This is a genomic window from Nitrospira sp. Kam-Ns4a (genome assembly GCF_965152595.1).
In genome coordinates this window covers 2856768-2876363 of sequence record NZ_OZ224218.1, presented here as the reverse complement: position 1 = coordinate 2876363, position 19596 = coordinate 2856768, and the positions used below count along the sequence as shown (strand labels likewise).

Annotated in this window: 17 protein-coding genes; 9 read left to right on the top strand and 8 right to left on the bottom strand. The window is 67.9% G+C overall.

The window, feature by feature from the left end:
- Positions 1 to 274: 274 nt before the first annotated feature.
- The 4 genes from ACWHYQ_RS14390 to ACWHYQ_RS14375 form a co-directional block, all read right to left on the bottom strand.
- A complete protein-coding gene (locus tag ACWHYQ_RS14390) occupies positions 275 to 733 on the bottom strand; it encodes a response regulator (protein WP_447972807.1) in 459 nt (152 codons plus the stop codon).
- Between the two features lie 170 nt (positions 734 to 903).
- The gene (locus ACWHYQ_RS14385; protein WP_447972806.1) at positions 904 to 1350 is read right to left on the bottom strand and encodes a hypothetical protein; all 447 of its coding nucleotides are present in this window, start codon (positions 1348 to 1350) and stop codon (positions 904 to 906) included.
- Positions 1351 to 1378: 28 nt separating this feature from the next.
- Positions 1379 to 3181, bottom strand: a complete 1803-nt coding sequence (locus tag ACWHYQ_RS14380) for a sensor histidine kinase (RefSeq protein ID WP_447972805.1) — start codon at positions 3179 to 3181, stop codon at positions 1379 to 1381.
- A complete protein-coding gene (locus ACWHYQ_RS14375; RefSeq protein WP_447972804.1) occupies positions 3165 to 4535 on the bottom strand; it encodes a sigma-54-dependent transcriptional regulator in 1371 nt (456 codons plus the stop codon). Before ACWHYQ_RS14375 ends, ACWHYQ_RS14380 begins: the two co-directional genes overlap by 17 nt.
- Before the next feature lie 287 nt (positions 4536 to 4822).
- Between ACWHYQ_RS14375 and ACWHYQ_RS14370 the strand changes: the two genes are divergently transcribed.
- The 3 genes from ACWHYQ_RS14370 to ACWHYQ_RS14360 all read left to right on the top strand — a co-directional run bounded on the left by ACWHYQ_RS14370 (position 4823) and on the right by ACWHYQ_RS14360 (position 7379).
- The gene (locus ACWHYQ_RS14370) at positions 4823 to 5233 is read left to right on the top strand and encodes a hypothetical protein (protein WP_447972803.1); all 411 of its coding nucleotides are present in this window, start codon (positions 4823 to 4825) and stop codon (positions 5231 to 5233) included.
- Positions 5223 to 5882, top strand: coding sequence for a septal ring lytic transglycosylase RlpA family protein (locus ACWHYQ_RS14365; RefSeq protein ID WP_447972802.1), 660 nt, complete (start codon positions 5223 to 5225; stop codon positions 5880 to 5882). The genes ACWHYQ_RS14370 and ACWHYQ_RS14365 overlap by 11 nt, the downstream gene beginning before the upstream one ends.
- A 231-nt stretch (positions 5883 to 6113) precedes the next feature.
- Positions 6114 to 7379, top strand: a complete 1266-nt coding sequence (locus ACWHYQ_RS14360) for a hemolysin family protein (protein ID WP_447972801.1) — start codon at positions 6114 to 6116, stop codon at positions 7377 to 7379.
- Here the strand turns inward: ACWHYQ_RS14360 and ACWHYQ_RS14355 are convergent.
- From ACWHYQ_RS14355 to ACWHYQ_RS14340, 4 genes are all read right to left on the bottom strand, one after another.
- The gene (locus tag ACWHYQ_RS14355) at positions 7353 to 8741 is read right to left on the bottom strand and encodes a diguanylate cyclase (protein ID WP_447972800.1); all 1389 of its coding nucleotides are present in this window, start codon (positions 8739 to 8741) and stop codon (positions 7353 to 7355) included. The genes ACWHYQ_RS14360 and ACWHYQ_RS14355 overlap by 27 nt on opposite strands.
- A gap of 48 nt (positions 8742 to 8789) precedes the next feature.
- Positions 8790 to 10802, bottom strand: a complete 2013-nt coding sequence (gene ligA, locus ACWHYQ_RS14350) for an NAD-dependent DNA ligase LigA (RefSeq protein ID WP_447975571.1) — start codon at positions 10800 to 10802, stop codon at positions 8790 to 8792.
- A gap of 27 nt (positions 10803 to 10829) precedes the next feature.
- Positions 10830 to 12758 (bottom strand): hypothetical protein, encoded by a 1929-nt coding sequence (locus tag ACWHYQ_RS14345; protein ID WP_447972799.1) that lies wholly within the window; start codon positions 12756 to 12758, stop codon positions 10830 to 10832.
- Positions 12759 to 12836: 78 nt separating this feature from the next.
- A complete protein-coding gene (locus tag ACWHYQ_RS14340) occupies positions 12837 to 13790 on the bottom strand; it encodes an AAA family ATPase (RefSeq protein WP_447972798.1) in 954 nt (317 codons plus the stop codon).
- 242 nt (positions 13791 to 14032) lie between these two features.
- On the opposite strand from ACWHYQ_RS14340, the gene ACWHYQ_RS14335 reads away from it, so the two are divergent.
- From ACWHYQ_RS14335 to ACWHYQ_RS14310, 6 genes are all read left to right on the top strand, one after another.
- Positions 14033 to 14638 carry a LysM peptidoglycan-binding domain-containing protein gene (locus tag ACWHYQ_RS14335; RefSeq protein ID WP_447972797.1) on the top strand — a complete coding sequence of 202 codons (606 nt, stop codon included), beginning with the start codon at positions 14033 to 14035 and terminating at the stop codon, positions 14636 to 14638.
- Positions 14639 to 14690: 52 nt separating this feature from the next.
- Positions 14691 to 16199, top strand: coding sequence for an anthranilate synthase component I (gene trpE, locus ACWHYQ_RS14330; protein WP_447972796.1), 1509 nt, complete (start codon positions 14691 to 14693; stop codon positions 16197 to 16199).
- Between the two features lie 95 nt (positions 16200 to 16294).
- Positions 16295 to 16858, top strand: a complete 564-nt coding sequence (locus ACWHYQ_RS14325; RefSeq protein ID WP_447972795.1) for an anthranilate synthase component II — start codon at positions 16295 to 16297, stop codon at positions 16856 to 16858.
- Between the two features lie 90 nt (positions 16859 to 16948).
- A complete protein-coding gene (gene trpD / locus ACWHYQ_RS14320; RefSeq protein ID WP_447972794.1) occupies positions 16949 to 17962 on the top strand; it encodes an anthranilate phosphoribosyltransferase in 1014 nt (337 codons plus the stop codon).
- A 20-nt stretch (positions 17963 to 17982) separates the two neighbouring features.
- Positions 17983 to 18807 (top strand): indole-3-glycerol phosphate synthase TrpC, encoded by an 825-nt coding sequence (gene trpC / locus ACWHYQ_RS14315; RefSeq protein ID WP_447972793.1) that lies wholly within the window; start codon positions 17983 to 17985, stop codon positions 18805 to 18807.
- On the top strand, positions 18804 to 19595 hold the full coding sequence (locus ACWHYQ_RS14310) for a VOC family protein (protein ID WP_447972792.1): 792 nt from the start codon (positions 18804 to 18806) through the stop codon (positions 19593 to 19595). The genes trpC and ACWHYQ_RS14310 overlap by 4 nt, the downstream gene beginning before the upstream one ends.
- Position 19596: the final 1 nt, after the last annotated feature.

The window sequence follows — 19596 nt, the reverse complement described above, 5'->3', positions numbered from 1 at the left end:
TCACCCCTGCTCACTTTCGAACCGGTTAGGGCTGTCCCCGGCTGTCTGGACCGCTTAGCTTAGAGCGGGAGCAAGGAGCAGACCAGCCCGGCGAGACTCGGAAATAGAACTGGTGGATCACAAGGTTGCACGTGACTTCGATGGAAAGAGGCGTATCCGGGGTTTCCCTGGACCCTGGGCGGCGGCCGGTAAAATTTACACCGACATGAATTCTCCGCACACCACCAAGACGTAGGGGTGTGCCCAGGAGACGGCGACCTGGGAAGGAGCCCGGTCAGGCGATCAACGATTGGATGACCGCTTTCAGGTAGGCAAGGTTGATCGGTTTCTCCAGGAGTTCGGCGACACCAAGTTGCCGGGCCTCTGCGCGCGCGGCCTCGCCGCTCTCGGCGCTGACGAGGAGGATCGCGGCCGAGGGGCTGTAGGCCCGCAGAATGCGGACGAGGTCCCATCCGCTGATCTCGACGCCATGCACGGGGGGAAGGTCCAGGTCGAGGATCGCCACGTCGAACTGGCCGACCTTGATCAGTCGGAGCGCCTCCCAGGCGTCCGCGGCCGACTCCACCTCCGCACCTGTGCGCAGGAGGGAGGTCCGGAGTCCTTCCCGACTATGCTGGTCGTCGTCCACTACGAGGATGCGCTTCACCCCCGCTCGGGACAGAGGGGGCCTCACAGGGACCAAGAGCCCCGTGCGGCGCAACGACTTGACCAGCTTCTCCAAGGGCCGTCTCATCAAGACCTAAGCCTTAGCAGAGTCTGTGCCATGGCAGTTCAGCGGTGTTCTCCTGGAAAGTCCTTGATTGTCTGGGACTTAGGTCCGTGTGCCGGGCCCTACAGAGAGGTTCCTACAAGACATTCCTGCGCCGCGGCACCAAGCTTACAAGGTTCCGTCAGGGGCACCTGTCAGCGCCGGCCGTTGGAGAGGTCGTCCGCCAGCACCTTGGCCTTCTCCGCGAGGTTGATCGCTCGTGGAAAGTCCTTTTCCGCAAGGGCGGCCTTGGCCTTGGCCAGGAAGGTCTGGATGGTGCCGAGCGTTTCTCGGTCCTCAGCGGGCAGTGTCTCGGGGTCTAAGCCGGCTACTGTCTCCTCGACGCGCGCGATCCTGGCCCGCGCCTCCTGGGTCAGTTCCCGCTCCTGATCGTGGCTCACCTGGGGGGCGAGGACTGGAGGCGGCAGCCGCTTCTTGAGCGGCTGGTCCCGCCCCGGAGCGGGAATCGCTGCGGGCGGGGTCGGCCGGACCGACGAGGGAGGCGGGGCAGTCTGGCGAGGTGGCGGCACCGCCTCGGGCTTATCGGCCGCGCAGCCGGCGGTGACCCCCACCAACAGGATTGTCCAGAACAGGAGGCGCATCTGGCTCACCGTCCCGGCAGACTCGCCACTACCGCAGGGGCAGTCGCACGATGATCGTCGTCCCGCGCCCGACTTCGGACTGGACCTCAATGCTACCATCATGGAGCTGGACGATGCGATAGACCAGCGACAGGCCGATCCCGCTGCCGTCGGGCTTGGTCGAGTAGTACAGGGTGAAGATCTTGTCGCGGTCCTCCGCCGGGATGCCGACCCCCGTGTCGGCGATGCTGACCTTCACCCAGTCCGCCTGGTCCCGTTCGACGGCGAGCGTGACGACGCCCCCGTCCGGCATGGCTTGACAGGCGTTCTGGAGGATGTTCAGGAACGCCTGCTGGAGCAGCGCCTCGTCCCCTGGGACCGCGGGCAGGGAGGGGTCAGTCCGGAACGAGAACGTGATGCCCGCCTTCTCCCATTCGGCTTTCAGCAGGGTCACCAGATGCTGCAACAGCGGCTCGATCGCCAGTGGCTTGATCGTGAGCTCCTGGGGGCGGATGAATTTGAGAAACCCCTGGACGACCCGATCGAGTCGTCGGATCTCGCTCGCCAGCACGTCGAGGCTCTGCCGGACCTGGTCCGGCGCCGCCCCGAGCTGCTCGCGCAACAGCTCGAGGTGGATCATCATGGCGTTCAGCGGGTTCTTGACCTCGTGGGCGACGCCGGAGGTCAAGCGCCCCAGCGCCGTCAGCTTGGCCGAATAGCTGATCAGTGACTGCACGGTCTTGATCGAGTCCAGGTCCTTGAAGAGGACCATGGCGCCCATGCCGCGTTGGGCGTCCGCGACGAAGAACACGGAGACGAGGAACTCTTTCGGGCCCGCGTCGGTGGTGAGCGCGAGCGTGGCGTTGCGCACGCTCGCGCGGAGCGCGAAGGCGCGGTCCAGCATCGCCCGGAGCGGGTGCGCCTCCGGCAGCATGGCCTCCAGGGACTGTCCGAGGCTCTGTTCCAGCGGCCGGCCCATGATGGGCTCGGCGGCCTTGTTGTAGAAGAGGACGACCCGCTGCGGGTTGCAGAGGAGGAGGCCGTCTTCAAGCTGGTCCACAACCTGCTGGAGGGGGGCCTGACTGCCCATCAGCTTCAACCGGTCCGAACGCAGCTCCTGGCCGAGAAGCTGGAGCTGCACGGCCAGCTCGCCCACTTCGTCGGCGCCCAGCAGCTCCTTGCTGAACACGAACTCGCCCTGGCGGAGCCGGCCCATCTCCTCCGCCAACCGCCGAATCGGCTTGAGCGCGAGATTGGCCAGCCCCATGGCCACGAGCCAAGCCAGCGGCAGGGTGAGGCCGGCGATGGCCAGACTCTGCGTCAGCGAAGCGTTCAGCTCGCGGCGCAGCAATCCAGTGGCGACGCCGAGCCGGATGGTGCCGAAGGGCGCCCCGTTCAGGCTCAGTGGCAGCGCGGCCTCGTAGATCTTGCCCGGCTCGTAGAGGGCCTGGACGCGCCGGGCAGGGTTGAGATCCAGGAGCCCGTCCAGCCTGGCGCGGTCTGGCGCAACGGAGCCCTCCTTGTCCCGCTCGCTATGCAGGATGACGGTCCCCGTACGGTCAGCGATCAGGACATAGAGCAGGTTGGGGGAATACCCGACGCTCGCCTCGACGAGGTTGCGCAGGTCCGCGTCCCGCCGGAGGGCCTGCCGGGGATCCGTGGGCCCGGCGCGCGCGAGCGCATGACCGGTCTGCGCGTAGAGCTGGCGGGCGATCAGCTCGGATTGGTGCAGCGCGTCCTGGACGACGACCCGCGTCAGGTGGAAGACGTGCAGCAGCGAGGTCGTGACCACCACGATCACCGTCAGGAGGGTGATCGCCAGGGTCTCTTTGGATCTAAGGCTGAGACGCATCGCCGGTGCCGTAGCGATGGAGCTTGTTGTGCAGCGTCTTCAAGCTGATCCCCAGGATCTCCGCGGCTCTGGTCTTGTTGTACCGCACGGAGTCCAGGGTCTTGAGGATGAGCTGCTTCTCCGCCTCCTCGACGGTCGTACCCACCGGCAGGGTCAGGGTGTCGGCGGACTGACGGGGCGCATCCCTGGTCTGCGGCAGGGTGAGGACCCGAGGCGTGATCAGGCTGCCCTCGCAGGCGATGGCGGCCCGCTCGATCACGTTCCGCAGCTCCCGGACATTGCCCGGCCAGTGATGGTCCATCAGCAGGGAGAGGGCTGCCTCGTCCACGGCGACGATCCGCTTCTCGTACTTCACGTTAAATTCCTCCAGGAAGGCCTGCACCAGCACGGGGATGTCCTCCTTCCGCTCGCGGAGGGGCGGGAGCGTGACTGTGAAGACGTTGAGCCGGTAGTAGAGGTCTTCCCGGAAGGTGCCCTCCCGCAGGGCCTTCAGCGGGTCCTTGTTGGTTGCGGCCAGGACCCGCGCATCCACCTTGAACTCCGCCTTGCCCCCGAGGCGCCGGACCGTGCCGTCCTGGATGATGCGGAGGAACTTTGCTTGGATGGCGGGGCTCATCTCCGCGATCTCGTCGAGGAAGATCGTCCCCATGTGGGCCAGCTCGAAGCAGCCGGCCCGCCGGTCCAGGGCGCCGGTGAACGCCCCCTTCTCGTGGCCGAAGATCTCGCTCTCCAGGAGCGTCTCCGGAATCGCCGAGCAGTTGATCGCGACGAAGGGCCCGTCCCGGCGGGGCGACAGCTCGTGGATCGTGCGGGCCACCAGTTCCTTGCCCGTCCCGCTCTCGCCGAGGAGCAGGACGGGTGCCGGGGTCGGAGCGGCCAGCTCGATCAGCCGGTACAGCTCCTTCATGGGCGGGCTGGTGCCGACCAACCGGCCGAGTCCCCACAGCTCCTTCACCCGGCGCCGCAGGAGCGCGACTTCGCGCAGCGCCTCGCCCTTCTCGACCGCCTTCTCGATGAGCACCTTCAACCGGGCCGTGTCCAGGGGCTTGGTCAGGTAGTCATAGGCGCCCTGCTTCATGGCCGAGACGGCCGTGTCAATGGTGCCTTGGCCGGTGAGGATGATGACGCTCGAGAAGGCGAGGTCCTCCTGAAGCGCCTTGAGGAGCCCCAAGCCGTCGAGCTTCGGCATCACCAGGTCGGTGATGACGACGGAGGGCCGGAGGGCCAGGGCCTTCTCCAGGGCCTCTTCCCCGTCAGAGGCCTCCTCGACCTCATAGCCCCAGCCGGTGAGCAGTGCTGCCAATCCCTTGCGGGCCGCCGCTTGGTCTTCGGCTACCAAAATCCGATGGGGCATGGTGATAGGTACTCCTGACTGATCGTGAGGCGTGGCCGGCTCGGCACCGGCTCCTTCGCCTGCTGAATCCCAGCCGGGTGTTCCCGCGAGCGTGCCCGGCCGGCCGAGATGCTCTGGCTCGCCCGGAGCCTACTCCTCCCGAACGGGAAAAGGCAATCGGCCAAAGCCCGCCTGCCTCCTAAGAGGTGGGACTCCGGCCCAGGGCGTGCCCGGACGTCTTGACGGGGCCAGGACGGCTGTGCTCTCCTGTCGGGCGGCAGCGGGTTGCAGCGGAGGGGGGCGCGGCCATGCCCATGACTACACAACTGGTGATTCGCGAAGAGAGCAAGCCGGGTGTGCTCGCGCAGGTCGCCGGGATCCTGGCCTCGGCGGGAGTCAACATCAAGGCCTTTTGTGCGCCGGAAGTTGCGGGGCACGGCAACCTCCGGCTCGTCGTCGCCGACCTCGACCGGGCCCGGACGGTGCTGAAGGCAGCCAAGGTTCGGTTCCGGGAGGAAGAGGCGTTGATCCTGAGCCTGGAGAATAAACCGGGCGCCTTGAGCGAGGTGGTGGACCACCTGCGACAGGCCCGAATCAATATCCGCTGCGGCTACTGCACCCCGTCGCGCGAGGGGCGACGGGCGATCGTGGTGCTCTCCGTGTCGAACATCCGGAAGGCGCTGGACCTGCTCAGGGGCAAGTCCTTAGATGAGTTCTAGGCCCGCGCTGCGCTGCCTGGCTGCCCTCTGCCAGTGGGTGGTGGCGGGGCTGATGGCCGGGTGCGCCAGCGCGCCGCCTCAGGGGAGCTATCCGATCGGGTATATCGAGCGCGGTGTGGCTTCCTGGTACGGTCCCGGGTTCCACGGCAACCGGACGGCGAACGGCGAGCGGTTCGACATGCACCAGCTCACCGCCGCGCATCGCACCCTGCCGCTCGGCTCCCTCGTCCTCGTCCGCTCCCTCAGCACGGGTCGGACCGTCACCGTGCGCATCAACGATCGCGGCCCCTTCGCCAAGGGCCGGGTGCTTGATCTGTCCTTGGCCGCGGCGAGGACCCTGGGCCTGGTCGGTGCAGGCACCGATCAGGTTGAGTTGCGAGTCATCGGTTACCAGGGGCGGCCCGGCGCCCTGGGCTCCCTGCGGATTCAGGTAGGCTCGTTCGCTGAGCTGGCCAACGCCCAAACGCTGGCCGGCTACCTGCGGAGTCGCTACCCGGAGGTGCGCATCCAGCCGGTAGAGCTCCCTGAGGGACGGCGGTACCGGGTCCTCGTCGGTCAGTTCTGGTCGGAGGAGCAGGCCCAGGCCGTGGCCGACCGGATCGAATCCGAATTCGATCTCCAGCCGCTGGTCTTGCGGGACGATACGTGACCCTGCTCTTCGCCTTAACACCTTGATTACACAGGAGAAGTTCCATAAAGAGTTGCCCAGACGCCGCGGCTGTGGTAGAAGTATTCCCGCATGGATGACGGCGGCCCGATAGGACCCAGTCTCCCCCGGACCTGGCTTCTCCTTCCTTGGCCTCTGCTGCCCGGGCCTCGACCGCAACCGGTGCCGTCCCGGCCAGCCCTGTCGCATTCCAGCCGCAACTGACGGACGTCTATGGATCTCCTGGTGCTCGCAACCCTGATCTTTCTCTCAGCCGTCATTTCGGCCGCCGAGATCGGGTTCTTCTCGGTCAACGAGACCCGGCTGCGGGCGCTCGTGGAGACCGGGAGCCGGCGGGCCTCGATGGCGCTCCACCTGCGGAGCAACCCCCAGCGGCTGCTCTCCACGATCATGATCGCGGACAACCTGGTCAACATCGGCGCGGCCTCGTTCGCGACGATCCTGACCATTCGCCTGTTCGGCTCCGAGGCAGTCGCGATCGCGACCGGCGTCCTGACGTTCATGATGCTGGTCTTCAGCGACATCGTCCCGAAGACGCTCGCGGCCAAGCACGCGGTGGCAGTCGTGCTCACGATGGCTTACCCAATCTATTGGATCGAGTTTCTCCTCAAGCCGGTGCTCCTCGTCCTGGAGCCGATGATTGACAAGATCACGGGAGGCAAGGGCCTGACCGTGCCCTTCGTAACCGAGGAAGAGTTGAAGATCATGTTGGACGTCGGGGGCAAGGCCGGCGTGATCGAGACCGAAGAGGTCAAGATGATCAAGAACGTCTTCCAGCTCAACGACATTACTGCGGAAGACGCGATGACGCCGCGCATCTATATGTTCGCCCTGGACGGCAACCTGCGCCTGCAGGACGTGCAGGATCAGCTCTTCACCTCCAAGTATTCCCGGATTCCGGTCTACGAGGGCACTCTGGACAACATCACGGGCATCCTCTACAAGACCAGGGCGCTCATGGAGCTGGCGCAGGGCCGGAGCGACGTGCGGCTGAAGGACATTGCGACTCCCCCGCTCTTCGTGCCCCGCAGCAAGCCCGCCGACGACCTGATGAAGCAGTTCCAGCAGGAGAAGCGGCACATGGCGATCGTGGTGAACGAGTTCGGGGGCATCATGGGACTCGTAACCCTCGAGGACCTGCTGGAGGAGGTGGTCGGCGAGATCATGGACGAGACCGATATCACTGAGGAGCTGATCAAGCGCATCGGGAAGAACCAGATCCTCGTCCACGGCCGGACCGAGGTCCGGCGGATCAACGAGTTCCTGAAAGTCAGTCTCGGCGAGGACGCGCACACGATCAGCGGGCTCATTCAGGAGGAGCTGGGGCGCATCCCGGCGGTCGGCGAGGAGGTCCGCATCGGCCCCTGCCGGCTGATCGTCCACGAGGCCGACCCGCGGTCCATCAAGAGCGTCCAGATCGTCAAAGAGGAGAAGGCCGGCGCGCCGGCCGACTCAGTGAAGGTCGGGCTCTCCGGCTAAGCCCCGGCGTTTGGCCTCGTACATGCGCTTATCGGCGACCCGCAGGAGCTCCGCGGCCGAGTGGATCGGCGGGGCCCCCGGGACGGTGGCGGCCCCCAGGCTCAGGTGCACCGGAATGGTGCCCGCCGGGGTGGTGACCGACACGTGCCGGAGTGCCCGCTCCAGCTTCTCCACCACCGGCCGACTGCGCTCCCCTTCCGTGCGCGGCAGCAGTGCCGCAAACTCGTCCCCGCCCACGCGCGCCACCAGGTCGCTCTCCCGCAGCGACGAGCGCAGCACCGCGCCCACCTGCTGGAGCGCCAGGTCGCCTGCCTCGTGCCCGTAGCGGTCGTTGATCAGCTTGAACGCGTCAATGTCCATGATCATGACCGTGAACCCCTCGCCGCTCCGCTGAAAGCGCCCCCACTCCCGGTTCACCGCCTCGTCGAAAAACCGGCGGTTGTACAGGCCGGTGAGCGGATCCCGGATCGCCATCTGGTCCAGCTCCCGGTTCCGGGCCTCCAGCTCCCGGAGCTGTTGCGCCTGCGCGAGGAGGGTGTGCTTGTGCTCCGTCTGGTCCTGCACCACGGCCAGCACCCCGCGGATAGAGCCATCCGATTGCCGGTCGGGGAAGCACTCCCAGCGGAGGAACCGCGTCCGGCCAGGGACGCGCGCGTCCGACACCTCTTCCTCCAGGCTGCGGGAGGGTTCGCCGGTGGCCAGCACGTGCTCGCAGACCGGCCGGAGTTTGGCCCAGCGCGCGGGCGGGAAGAGGTCGGACAGACGCCGGCCGAGGTGCGCCTCGACCGGGCGCCCGGTCAGCTCGGCGAACGGCGGCGTCAGGCCTTCGACGACCAGGTCACGGTTCAGGATCAGCAAGCCGATCGGTAGGCTCTGGTACAGGTCCCGGAGTCGCGCGCGGGCGCGCCCAGTCTCCACGCGCGCGCGGCGAAACGCGTCTTCGGCGCGCTTGCGCTCGGTGATGTCCACGTGCCAGAGCAGGACGCCGCTGCGGCGCTTTCCGGGCAGCGGGGACGCCATCAGCGTGAACCACCGCTCCTCCTCGCGGCGGAAGGAGATCAGAGAGAAGTCGCAGGAGAACGATGCCTTGGCGCCGTCCAGCACGGCCTGGATGCCAGCCAGCGCCTGCTCAAGGTTTTCCTCGTCGTGATTCGCCGCCCGCCGGCAGGCCTTGAGGTAGTGGCCGCCGGGACGGGTCGCGGTCAGGAAAGGATGGTCGGTCTCCTGCGCGAGCTCGGTCCAGGCCTGGTTCCGGAAGACCAGCCGGCCCTGCCAGTCCAGGAGGCCCACAGGAATCGGGAGCGCTTGCAGGGCCACCTGCGGGCTGGACAGGGCAGCGGCGGGGCGGCGGCGTGTCGTCATGTGAGCCTCCGCCGGCGCGGGGCGGGCGCCGGCTCGCTGGCGGGCGGATCAGTCTTGTCCCACCAGCTCGGCGAATTGGGCTTCGCTGAGCACCGGCACGCCCAGGCGCCTGGCGGCCTCCAGCTTGGAGCCCGGGTCCGCGCCGGCCACGATGTAATCGGTCCGCTTGCTGACGCTGGACGCCACCCGGCCGCCGCGCGCCTCCACTAAGCGGGCCGCCTCGTCGCGGCTATAGCGCGCCAGCGTGCCGGTGAAGACGAAGACCTTGCCGTCGAGTGGCCGCGCCTCCGTCCCGCCGGCCCGGTCCGGCCCTTCGACCGTCAACCCCAGCTCCAACAACCGGGCGATGACCCGGCGGTTGCGCTCCTCGTGGAAGAAGGACTCGAGGCTGCGCGCGATCTCCGGGCCGATCTCATGGATGGACTCGAGGGTCTCCCGGTCGGCCGCCATGACCGCCTCCAGCGAGCCGAAGCGCCGCGCGAGCACACGGGCGATGTGCTCGCCGACCTGCCGGATCCCCAGCCCGACCAGCAGTCGTTCGAGCGGGACGCGCTTGCTCTTGCTGATCGCCTCCAGCAGGAGGGTCGCCGACCGCTCGGCGAACCCGTCCAGGGTGAGGAGCTGGTCCTTGGTCAGGGTGTAGAGGTCGGCGAGGTCGCGGACCAGTCCCCGGTCCACGAGCTGGGCGACCGTCTTGCGGCCGAGCCCCTCGATGTTCAGGGCGCGCTTCGAGGCGAAGTGCTCGATCGCCCCCTTGAGCTGCGCTGGGCAGACGGTCTGGCCCGAGCAATAGTAGTAGGCCCCCTCGCGGGCGACCGCCGACCCGCAGACTGGGCACCGGTCGGGCATCCGGAAGGGCTCCGCCCGCTGTTCTCCCGGCACCGGGACGCGCTCCGCGATCGCCGGAATCACATCGCCGGCCCGCTCGACTTTCACCGTGTCGCCGACCCGGATATCCTTGCGGGCTACCTCGTCGGCGTTGTGGAGGGTGGCCCGGCTGATCGTGACGCCGCTGACCTCGACGGGCTTGAGCAGGGCAAGGGGGGTCAGGGTTCCCGTGCGCCCGACCGAGACGACGATGTCCTGGATCTGGGTGATCTCCTTGCGGGGGGTGAACTTGAAGGCGATCGCCCAGCGGGGGCTGCGGGAGCGCACCCCGAGCGCCTCCTGCCAGTCCCGACGGTCCACCTTGACCACGACCCCATCGATCTCGAAGGGCAGGTCGTCGCGCGAGCGCGCCATCGCGGCGTGGAAGGCGATGACTTCCTCGATTGTCTCGCAGCGGGCCCGCTGGATCGGCACCGGGAGCCCCCAGGCCGCCAGCGCCTCCAGCTCCTCCCAGTGCGTCGCGGGCAGGGGAGCGGACTGGGCCATGATCTCGTAGCAGGTGAGGACCAGGGGGCGTTCCGCGGTGATCGTCGAGTCGAGTTGGCGGAGCGAGCCGGAGGCGGCGTTGCGCGGGTTGGCGAAGGCCTCCTCTCCGCGCTCGGTCATCCGCTTGTTGAGCGCCTGGAAATCCTGCAGCCGCATGTACACCTCGGCCCGCACGACGAGGTGGCCGGGCGGCTGCGCGTCCATCCGGAGCTGGAGGGGCAAGGGCTTGATCGTGCGCAGGTTGACCGTCACGTCCTCACCGGTGACGCCGTCGCCCCGGGTGGCCCCGCGGACGAACCGGCCGCCCTCGTAGACCAGCTCGACCGAGAGCCCGTCGTATTTGGGCTCGGCGGTGTAGGCGACCGTGTCCACGCCCAACTCGCGTTTCATCCGCTTGTCGAAGGCGCGCACCTCTTCCGGGTCCGCGACCGAGTCAAGGCTCAGCATCGGCCGCTCGTGCGGCACCTTGGCCAGCTCGTCAAGCGGCGGGGCGCCGACCCGCTGGGTCGGCGAGTCCGGCGTGATCAGGTCGGGATGGGCGGCCTCGAGCTCGGTGAGCTCGCGGAAGAGGCGATCGTATTCGGAGTCGGAGATCTCCGGACGGTCCTGAACGTAGTAGAGGTAGTCGTGACGGCGGATCTCGCGGCGCAACTCCTCGATGCGCCGCTCGGCCTGCTCGCGGGTCAGGTGGAGATGGGTCGTCATGAAACCTCGTCATTGCCGGATGTACCGCGCCGCGTAGCTGCGGATCTCATGGCCGTTCAGCACGTGAAAGCGCCGAAGCCGGTCAATCGTCTGACCGGAGAACCGGCTGAGCGGAATCGGCACGAGGCGCCGCTGGAACCGGCGCGCGATCCGCCGCCAGCGGGCCAGCGGCGGGATCGGGGACACCAGCACGACGTGCGGGTCCCGGGAATGCAGGGCCGCGCCCGCGATCAGGCGCTCCTCCAGGGTCTGGGTGAAGGCTAGGCTCGGGTCCTGCCAGATGTCAGGGATCGGCCGGGGTGGAAAGAGGAACAGGGCGCCGCCGTAGCAGGACTGGCCGATGCCCGGCCCAACCATCTGGTCCAGGAACGGGCTAGCGTAAAAACAGAGCGTGGATTCCTCCTCATGCTCGGCGTACCAGGTGGCCTGCCAGGAGTAGCGAGCGGGATCGGCCGGCGTGTCGAACAGGAACACGACGGCCTCGACGTGGCCCCGAGCCGGCGGGATCTCTTTGACGTAGATGTCCATGCGCGGGCGCGCCGCTGCGGGGGACGGGCCCGGAGGATGGCGGGGCCATTGGCTCGTCCTGGGGCCAGTCAACGAGCGGCGTAGGGTCTCGCGCAGGTCCAGGCCGTCTTTGAACGAGGTCGTGAACTTCTCGACGCGGGCCAGGTCTGCCCCCAGGAGGGCCTGGGCCTGCTCCCGCACGTGGCGGGTGAAGCTCTCGATCCGACGATCCTCCGGCGGCCAGGAGCATTGCCGGTGGGTATCCCAGAGCAGCCCCCAGTGGCGTCGCTTCGTCCGGGTCGGCGTCGGCTTCAACTCCAGCCGCCGCCAGGCGAGCGGCGCGCCCTGGAGCCGGTTCTTGGCCGCTGCGACGAGCCCGTCGGGAAACTCGACCTTGCCGAGGCCGGCCGAGAGCCAGGTTGCAGGCGCGTCGTCGGGTTGGAACGCGTAGCTCTTGGCGGTCTCAAGCAGGGTGATCGCGAACTCATCGCCCGCCATCTGCTTGGCAGCCAGGACTAGGGTATAGAGGTCCGGCGTCAGGCGGCGCTCCAGGAGCGCCAGGTTCCTGACGTACTGCAGATAGAGCTGGAGCAGTTGGGGCGTGACCCAGTTCGGGACGGACTGCGCCTCGGCCTCCCGCCGGGCTTGCCAGCGTGCCCGAGCTTCCAGCAGCAGCTCCTTGATCCCATCCACGGAGAGATGGCGGTCGGAGCGGACCTCGGCCCGCCGACGCTCGTACAGCTCCGTGATGAACGGCAGCTCCCCGAGCACGAAGTAGAGGGTCGCGGGCGCCACGGGATGGACCGCAGGTTGGCCGGCCGGGCGCTCCGGCGGTTCATAGCGGGCGCGCTCCCGGTAAGCCTCTCGGAGCCATGGCCAATCCGCGAGCGGGCAGAGGCACAGGATCGCCTCGTAGTCCAGTTCCAGCTCGTGCAGCCGGAAGGCCATCCAGGCGATGCGAGCGGCGCGCTGGCTGCCCGGCATGGGTGCCGGTAGGCCCGGCAGCAAGGCCGCGGCGAAGGCGGCGGGGGAGACGCGCTTGAGCGCGTAGGGGTCCGGGGCGGCCAGGGGCGCCGGCTCGAAGACGGCGACCTCGCGGTCAATATAGGCACGCGCGATGCCTTCGCCCATCGCCACGCGGACCCCCATCACCGCTGCCTGGCAGGGGTCCACCGGCACGAAGCTGCAGGCCGGTCCACCGTCCTGATCCGGCTCGGGCAGCGTCACGACCGTGATCTCCGGCAGCCTCCCCACGGCGGCTTCCAGGGGCTCCTCGACCGATGGGGGGAGGGGCACGGCGAGACAGTCGTACCGGCGAGCGATCAGGGTTTCGCGGACCTCCTGGGCGAAATCCCCGCTGGCGTGCAGGACCGGCAGGATCTCGATCCGCGGCGACAATTTGAGCGCCTTGAGCGCGGCGTCCGTCGTCATACCATTCGCCCGTCGTCCGTCCGGCCGGTCGAAGAGTGAAGCGGACCGGTCCCGCTCACGGACTGCTCTCCGGTCGGCCTACTTGTCCGGATGCAGCGGATCATCTCCCTCGAAGAAGAAGTCGCCCAGGCCTCGCGGCAGGGGCTGGTCGCTGAGCGCGCGCTTCCGGCGGCGCGACAGGCCTTCGAGATCCAGGGCCTCCTCACCGAGGACCTTGACGAGCGCCTCCCGCCAGACCTCGTCCTTAGCGAGGGGATGGACTGGATCCTGAGCCAGTCGCTTGAGCGCGTATTGCAAGAGATGAATGCCGTCGCGGACGGAAAATTCCAGGTTGAGCTGATGGGCCGCCTGGAGGAAGTCCACCGTGAGCGTGAGCAGGTCGGCGGGAGCGAAGGGCAGGTGATAGCGCAGGATCGCGAGCTCGTCAGCGCGCTCCGGAAAGCCGAGGTTCAGGGTCGGCTGCAGCCGCGACAGGATATAGTCGGGCACCTCATAGGTGGAGGCGTCCTCGTTCATGGTCACCGCGCAGCGGAACTCGGGGGCAGCCTTGACCTGGATGCCTGCGACGATGGATTCGATGCACCGCCGGTGGTCGAGCAGCGGTGCGAGCGACGCCCAGCTCTTCTCGTTCATGCGGTTGCCTTCGTCCAGGATGCAGACGCCGCCGGCCAGCATCGCCGAGACGAGCGGGGAGGCGTGGTACGTAATCGTCCCGGACTCGGCGAGAACCGGCGTGATCAGCAGGTCCTCCGGACGTGTATCAGCCGTACACTGGAAGATGAAGAGGGGCTGCTTCCGCTCGCGCGCCGCCGCCATGGCGAGCGTGGTCTTCCCGATGCCAGGGGGGCCCGTGATGCGGGGGGAGAGCGGGAGGTCCCGCTCGTCCACGACGAGCCAGCAGGCCAGGAGCTGTTTCAGCGCGTCGCGGGCGCCGATCCACTCCTGGCCGGTGTCGAGCGGTTGGGCCAGGCGCAGCGTCACGCCGTCAATCTGAACGGTGCGGTCGGAACCCGATTCCCTGCGCTCGCGCATCTCGATCGGTCAAGGGGGCTGGCGCCTCGTGAAGGGGCCGGAACGATCACACCCTAGCACAGCGGTAGGGAGGGGGTCAAACGGCCGGGGCGCTCGCGACGCGCGTCTTCAGGCGGTCTTTCGCTTTGACTTTCGGCCGACCGGGCTCTATCCTTGGGAAAACACCGAGCCGGCGGGGGAGTCCGCGCCTGGGGCGACCGACCGGCGCGAGGACCTACTGACAGAACAGAGGGGAGGCAAACGTGACCATGGGAAACGGCAAGAGGTTCCATCTCGTGGCGGCCTGCCTTGCCGGGACGTTGCTGGCCGGATGCGTGATGCAGGAGAAATACGAGGCGGAAAAGACCCGGGCCCTCAACTTTCAGCGGCTACTGGCCCAGGAGGAGAAGCGGACCGGCGAGCTCGACGCCGAACTCAAGCGCGTGAAGAAGGAGGCGGCCGAGCTGGAGTCACGCAACAAGGAGTTGGCGTCCCAATTGCAGGCGGTCCGCGAGCAGATGGCCCGCCTCCAGGAAGAGGCGGCGTTGCTCCGCGAAGCTGCCGTGCAGCGGGAGCGGGAGCGCGAAGAAGCGGCGGCGCGTACCCGGCCCGCGGCTAAAAAGCCGGGCCGCAACGAGCGCGGTCAGCCGGACACGGGCGAGCCGCCTGGCCTTGGGGCGGTTCCGGCTCCCACCGAGGCTGCGAAGGCCGAGGGGAGCGTCCCAGTCTACCACGAGGTCCGGCCGGGCGAGACCCTCTTCCGGATCAGCCGCCTCTATGGCGTGAGCGTGGGCAAGATCAAGGAGTGGAACCACCTCTCGGACGACCTGATCGAAGTCGGGCGGCGGTTAATCGTCGGCTATCAGTAAGGAAGGCGAGACGAGCGGCCGGCGGAGACGAGGCAGGCCGTTCGGGCAGAGGATGCGGAAACCGACCTATTCCCTGAGCTTCGACGAGTTCCGGGCGCTGGCCTCGCAGGGCAACCTGATCCCGTTGTATCGCGAGATCCTGGCCGACCTGGAGACGCCGGTCTCCGCGTTCCGGAAGATCGACCACGGGCCTTGCGCCTACCTCCTGGAGAGCGTCGAAGGCGGCGAGCACTGGGCGCGGTATTCCTTCCTCGGCGGCGGTTCCCCACTCACGGTCCACGAGGACCGCGGCAAATTAATCGTGACGCAGGCCAGCCGCGGCCGACGGGCGGCGGTGACCAGCCGGGTGGGGAGCGACCCGCTGGACTGCATCCGTGACCTGATGGCAGCCTACCGGCCGGTGACGGTGCCGGGGCTCCCGCGGTTCGTGGGTGGTGCGGTCGGGTACCTCGCCTACGACGTCGTTCGCCACTTCGAGGCGATCCCGTCTCGGCGCAAGGACGGGCTGGGGCTGCCCGAACTGGCCTTCCTGCTGACCGACACCTTCCTGATCTTCGACCGTGTGGCGCAGAAGATCCAGGTCGTGGCGAATGCGCACTTGCGGTCCGAGCGGGAGGCGGACGTCCGACGGGCTTACGCCGACGCGGTGGCCCGGATCGAGCGGATGATCGCCCGGCTGCGGCGCCCCCTGCGGCCGCACCGGCCGCGCGCGCGCCGCACGCCGCTGGCGTTCTCCCCGAACATGAGCCGGGCCGACTTCGAGAAGATGGTCATGCGGACCAAGGAGTATATCCGCGCGGGCGACATCGTACAGGCGGTCGTCTCCCAGCGGTGGGACGTGCGCATCCAGGCCCCGCCGTTCGAGATCTACCGGGCGCTCCGGGTCGTCAATCCCTCCCCGTACATGTATTACCTGCGGGTCGCGGGGGTCGAGCTGGTGGGCTCCTCGCCGGAGACGCTGGTCCGGTGCGAGGACGGCCGGATCTCCGTCCGGCCGATCGCGGGCACGCGGCGGCGCGGCGGGACCGAGGAGCAGGACCTCGCCCTGGAGCGGGAACTGCTGGCGGACGAGAAGGAGCGGGCCGAGCACGTCATGCTGGTGGACTTGGGCCGGAACGACGTCGGCCGCGTCGCCAAGATGGGCACCGTCCGGGTGGACCGGCTCATGCAGGTCGAGCGGTACTCGCACGTGATGCATCTCGTCTCCCAGGTGCAGGGGGAGCTCGACTCCTCACGCTCGGTCTATGACGTCATGCGGGCCTGCTTCCCGGCCGGCACCGTGTCGGGCGCGCCGAAGATCCGCGCGATGGAGATCATCGAGGAGCTGGAGCCCACCCGGCGGGGCCCCTACGCCGGTGCGGTGGGCTATGTCAGCTTCTCGGGCAACATGGATACCTGCATCAATATCCGGACGATCGTGATCAAAGGCCGCCAGGCCTCCATCCAGGCTGGGGCGGGCATCGTCGCCGACTCGGAGCCCGAGCGCGAATATGACGAGACCTGCAACAAGGCGCGGGCCATGATGCGGGCGATCGAGCTGGCGGAGCGGGGCCTCGAATAAGAGATGGTCGATGGCTTGTGGTCAGTGGTCCGTGGTCGGTGCTGCGGAGCTTAGAGCGTCTCTTCACGGCCCCTGACCACTGGGTATTTCCAACGATGCTCCTGGTGCTCGACAACTACGATTCCTTCACCTACAACCTCGTGCAGTACTTCGGGGAGCTGGGGGAGGACGTCCGGGTGTACCGGAACGACAAGATCACGGTCGAGCAGATCGAGACCCTGAGGCCGCAGCGGCTGGTGATCTCCCCTGGCCCCTGCACGCCGCGGGAGGCGGGCATCTCGGTCGAGGCCATCCGCTACTTTGCCGGCCGCCTGCCGATCCTCGGGGTCTGTCTGGGGCATCAGTCCCTGGCGGTGGCCTTCGGCGGCGAGGTCGTCCGAGCTGAGCGGCTGATGCACGGCAAGACGTCCATGATCCACCACGACAGCAAGACGATCTTCCACGGGCTGCCGAACCCCTTCGAGGCGACCCGGTACCACTCGCTGCTCGTGAACCGGGCGACCCTCCCGGACTGCCTGGAAGTCACGGCTGAGACGGCTGAAGGCGAGATTATGGGCCTGCGCCACCGGACGCTGGGCGCCGAGGGCGTCCAGTTCCATCCGGAATCCATCCTGACCAGGGCGGGGATGGACCTGCTCCGGAATTTTCTCAAGCTCTAGCGAACCGCTTGCAGCAACCAGCCAGAAGAGGGACACCTCCTGAGAGCTGTTGGCTGTGAGCTGCTCGCCGCTCGCTATCCGTTGGTGGCCATGATCAAAGACGCGATCGCCAAGCTCGCCGACCGCATCGCTCTTTCGGAGAAGGAAGCCGAAGATGTCATGCTCGAAATCATGGCGGGCGCAGCGACGCCGGCCCAGATTGGGGCCTATCTCATGGGGCTCCGGATGAAGGGCGAGACCGTGGACGAGATCGCCGGCTCGGCGCGAGCCATGCGAGCCAAGGCGATCCGCATCCGGGCGGCCGATCCCCTGGTCGTGGACACCTGCGGGACCGGCGGGGACCGAGCCAATACCTTTAACATCTCGACCACGGCCGCGTTCGTGGTCGCCGGCGCCGGCCTGACAGTGGCCAAGCACGGGAACCGGTCGGTCTCGTCTCGCTCCGGAAGCGCGGATGTCCTCACCGCCCTCGGCGTGCGCATTGACATCCCCACCGAGCGCACCGCCGACTGCGTCAATGAGGTCGGCATCGGGTTCCTGTTCGCCCCGCGGTTCCACGGCACGATGAAGCACTGCGCGGGGCCACGGCAGGAGATGGGCGTCCGGACGCTGCTGAACATCCTGGGCCCGCTGACCAACCCGGCGGACGCGACGATCCAGGTGCTCGGTGTCTTCGATCCGAACCTGACGGAACTGATGGCGAACGTGCTAGTCCGGCTGGGCACGCAGCATTGCTTCGTCGTGCACGGCATGGACGGGCTCGACGAGATCACCTTGACGGACCGGACTCGCGTCTCCGAAGGGAAGGGCGGGGTCGTGTCCACCTTCTACCTGGACCCCGGCGATTTCGGGCTCGAGCGCGTGCGGCTGCGGGAGCTGGCCGGAGGGGATGCGGAGGAGAACGCCCGGATTACCAGAGACATTCTCCGCGGCCACAAGGGCCCGAAACGGGACGTGGTCTGTATGAACGCCGCGCCGGCATTGGTGGCTGGGAGGAAGGCACAGACCCTGCGGGAGGGATTCGAACTGGCGGGACGGGTGATTGACAGCGGCGCGGCGATGGAGAAGCTGGAGCGGCTGATCGCGTTCACCAACAGGCTGTGATGGGTGATGGGGAAAGGCGCATGATCCTGGATCGGATCCTGGAGCATAAGCGGGCGGAGATCCGGCACAAGCGGAGCCGGGGGTACCTGGCCGAGCTGAAGAGCCGGATCGCCGATCTGGGCCGGCCGCTCGAGTTCGCGGTGACGCTCGAAGCCAGCCGGGCCCCATCGCACCCCGCACTGATCGCGGAGGTCAAGAAGGCCTCGCCCAGCGCGGGGCTCCTGCGGCCTGAGTTCGCGGAGCGGTTCGATCCGGTCGCGATCGCGACCGTCTATAAGGAGAGTGGCGCCACCGCGGTTTCAGTGCTGACCGACCAGGATTTCTTCCAAGGGAGCCTGGACTTCCTGCGCGCCGTGAAGGAGAAGGTGGGCTTGCCGGCCCTTGACAAGGAGTTCATGGTCCACGAGGTCCAGTTCTACGAGGCGCGCGCCTACGGGGCCGACGCGGTGCTGCTGATCGTCGCCGCGCTGGAGCGGCGGCAGCTCGTGGACTTTGCTGCGCTCGCACGGGAGCTGGCGCTGGACGTCCTCATCGAGGTGCACCACGAGAAGGAGCTGGACACCGTGCTGGAGTGGCTGCCCGACGCCCGCCTGATCGGGATCAACAACCGGGACCTCAAGACCTTCACGACGGATCTGGCCGTGACGTTCCGGCTCGCGAAGCGGATTCCGGCCGGCAAGGTGATCGTCAGCGAGAGCGGCATCGCCTCGCGCGACGATGTCGAGCGGCTTCTGGAGGCTGGCATCCACGCCATGCTCGTCGGGGAAGCCCTCGTCAAGGCCCCCGACATCGGCGCCAAGGTGCGGGAATTGCTGGGGACAAGGGAGGAACGGGACACTCGGTGATCCTCGGCGTTGACCATGTCCTCGTCGCCGTGGAGGATCTCGACAAGGCGGTGGCCCTCTACCGGCGGTTGGGATTTCAGGTGCTGCGGGGTGGGGAACATCCGCAGTTTGGCACGGAGAACGCGCTCGTGCTGCTGGCGGACGGGGCCTATCTGGAATTGATCGCGGTCAAGCAGGCTGCCCTGGCCGCACAGTTTCCACTGACCCGCCAGGTCCTCGAAGCGCTGGGGCGCGCGAACCGCTTCGCCGGGTTCGCGCTCGAGACGACGGACTATGAGGCGGACCTGCGGGCCGTGCGGGCGCGCGGGTTGGCCATCCAAAAGGCCGCGCCGGGCACGCGGGTCCGGCCGGACGGGCAGCGGGTCGGCTGGCGGACCGCGCATCCTGAAAATCCAACCTTGCCCTTCCTGATCCACGACCTCACGCCGCGCGCGCTGCGCGTGCCAGGGCCGACTGAGGGGCTCGGCGGCGCGACGCGCGTGGACACCGTCGAGGTCGGGGTCACGGACCTCCAGCCGGCGCTGACAGCCTATGCCCAGTTGCTCGGCGAGAAGCCGGTAGAGGGGAGGTTTCGGCTGCAGCGGGGCACGATCAAGCTCTTCCCCAGCATGGCCGTGGACGGTCTCCAGCTTGTGATGCTGGCGACGGAAGACCTGGAGGGGCTCGCCCGGGCCTGGCAGGCCGAGGGGCTGGACCACTACGATCACGGGCTGGCCGGGGTTGGGCGGGTTCTGGTGCCACGGGACACCGCCGGGGCGCGGCTGAGCTTCTGCCAGGCGCGGGGGTGAC

Excerpts from the sequence above, each read along its gene's own strand:
- ACWHYQ_RS14390 (WP_447972807.1), bottom strand. The coding sequence starts at position 733 with ATGAGACGGCCCTTGGAGAAGCTGGTCAAGTCGTTGCGCCGCACGGGG.
- ACWHYQ_RS14385 (WP_447972806.1), bottom strand. The coding sequence starts at position 1,350 with ATGCGCCTCCTGTTCTGGACAATCCTGTTGGTGGGGGTCACCGCCGGC.
- ACWHYQ_RS14380 (WP_447972805.1), bottom strand. The coding sequence starts at position 3,181 with ATGCGTCTCAGCCTTAGATCCAAAGAGACCCTGGCGATCACCCTCCTG.
- ACWHYQ_RS14375 (WP_447972804.1), bottom strand. The coding sequence starts at position 4,535 with ATGCCCCATCGGATTTTGGTAGCCGAAGACCAAGCGGCGGCCCGCAAG.
- ACWHYQ_RS14370 (WP_447972803.1), top strand. The coding sequence starts at position 4,823 with ATGCCCATGACTACACAACTGGTGATTCGCGAAGAGAGCAAGCCGGGT.
- ACWHYQ_RS14365 (WP_447972802.1), top strand. The coding sequence starts at position 5,223 with ATGAGTTCTAGGCCCGCGCTGCGCTGCCTGGCTGCCCTCTGCCAGTGG.
- ACWHYQ_RS14360 (WP_447972801.1), top strand. The coding sequence starts at position 6,114 with ATGGATCTCCTGGTGCTCGCAACCCTGATCTTTCTCTCAGCCGTCATT.
- ACWHYQ_RS14355 (WP_447972800.1), bottom strand. The coding sequence starts at position 8,741 with ATGACGACACGCCGCCGCCCCGCCGCTGCCCTGTCCAGCCCGCAGGTG.
- ACWHYQ_RS14345 (WP_447972799.1), bottom strand. The coding sequence starts at position 12,758 with ATGACGACGGACGCCGCGCTCAAGGCGCTCAAATTGTCGCCGCGGATC.
- ACWHYQ_RS14340 (WP_447972798.1), bottom strand. The coding sequence starts at position 13,790 with ATGCGCGAGCGCAGGGAATCGGGTTCCGACCGCACCGTTCAGATTGAC.
- trpE (WP_447972796.1), top strand. The coding sequence starts at position 14,691 with ATGCGGAAACCGACCTATTCCCTGAGCTTCGACGAGTTCCGGGCGCTG.
- ACWHYQ_RS14325 (WP_447972795.1), top strand. The coding sequence starts at position 16,295 with ATGCTCCTGGTGCTCGACAACTACGATTCCTTCACCTACAACCTCGTG.
- trpD (WP_447972794.1), top strand. The coding sequence starts at position 16,949 with ATGATCAAAGACGCGATCGCCAAGCTCGCCGACCGCATCGCTCTTTCG.
- trpC (WP_447972793.1), top strand. The coding sequence starts at position 17,983 with ATGATCCTGGATCGGATCCTGGAGCATAAGCGGGCGGAGATCCGGCAC.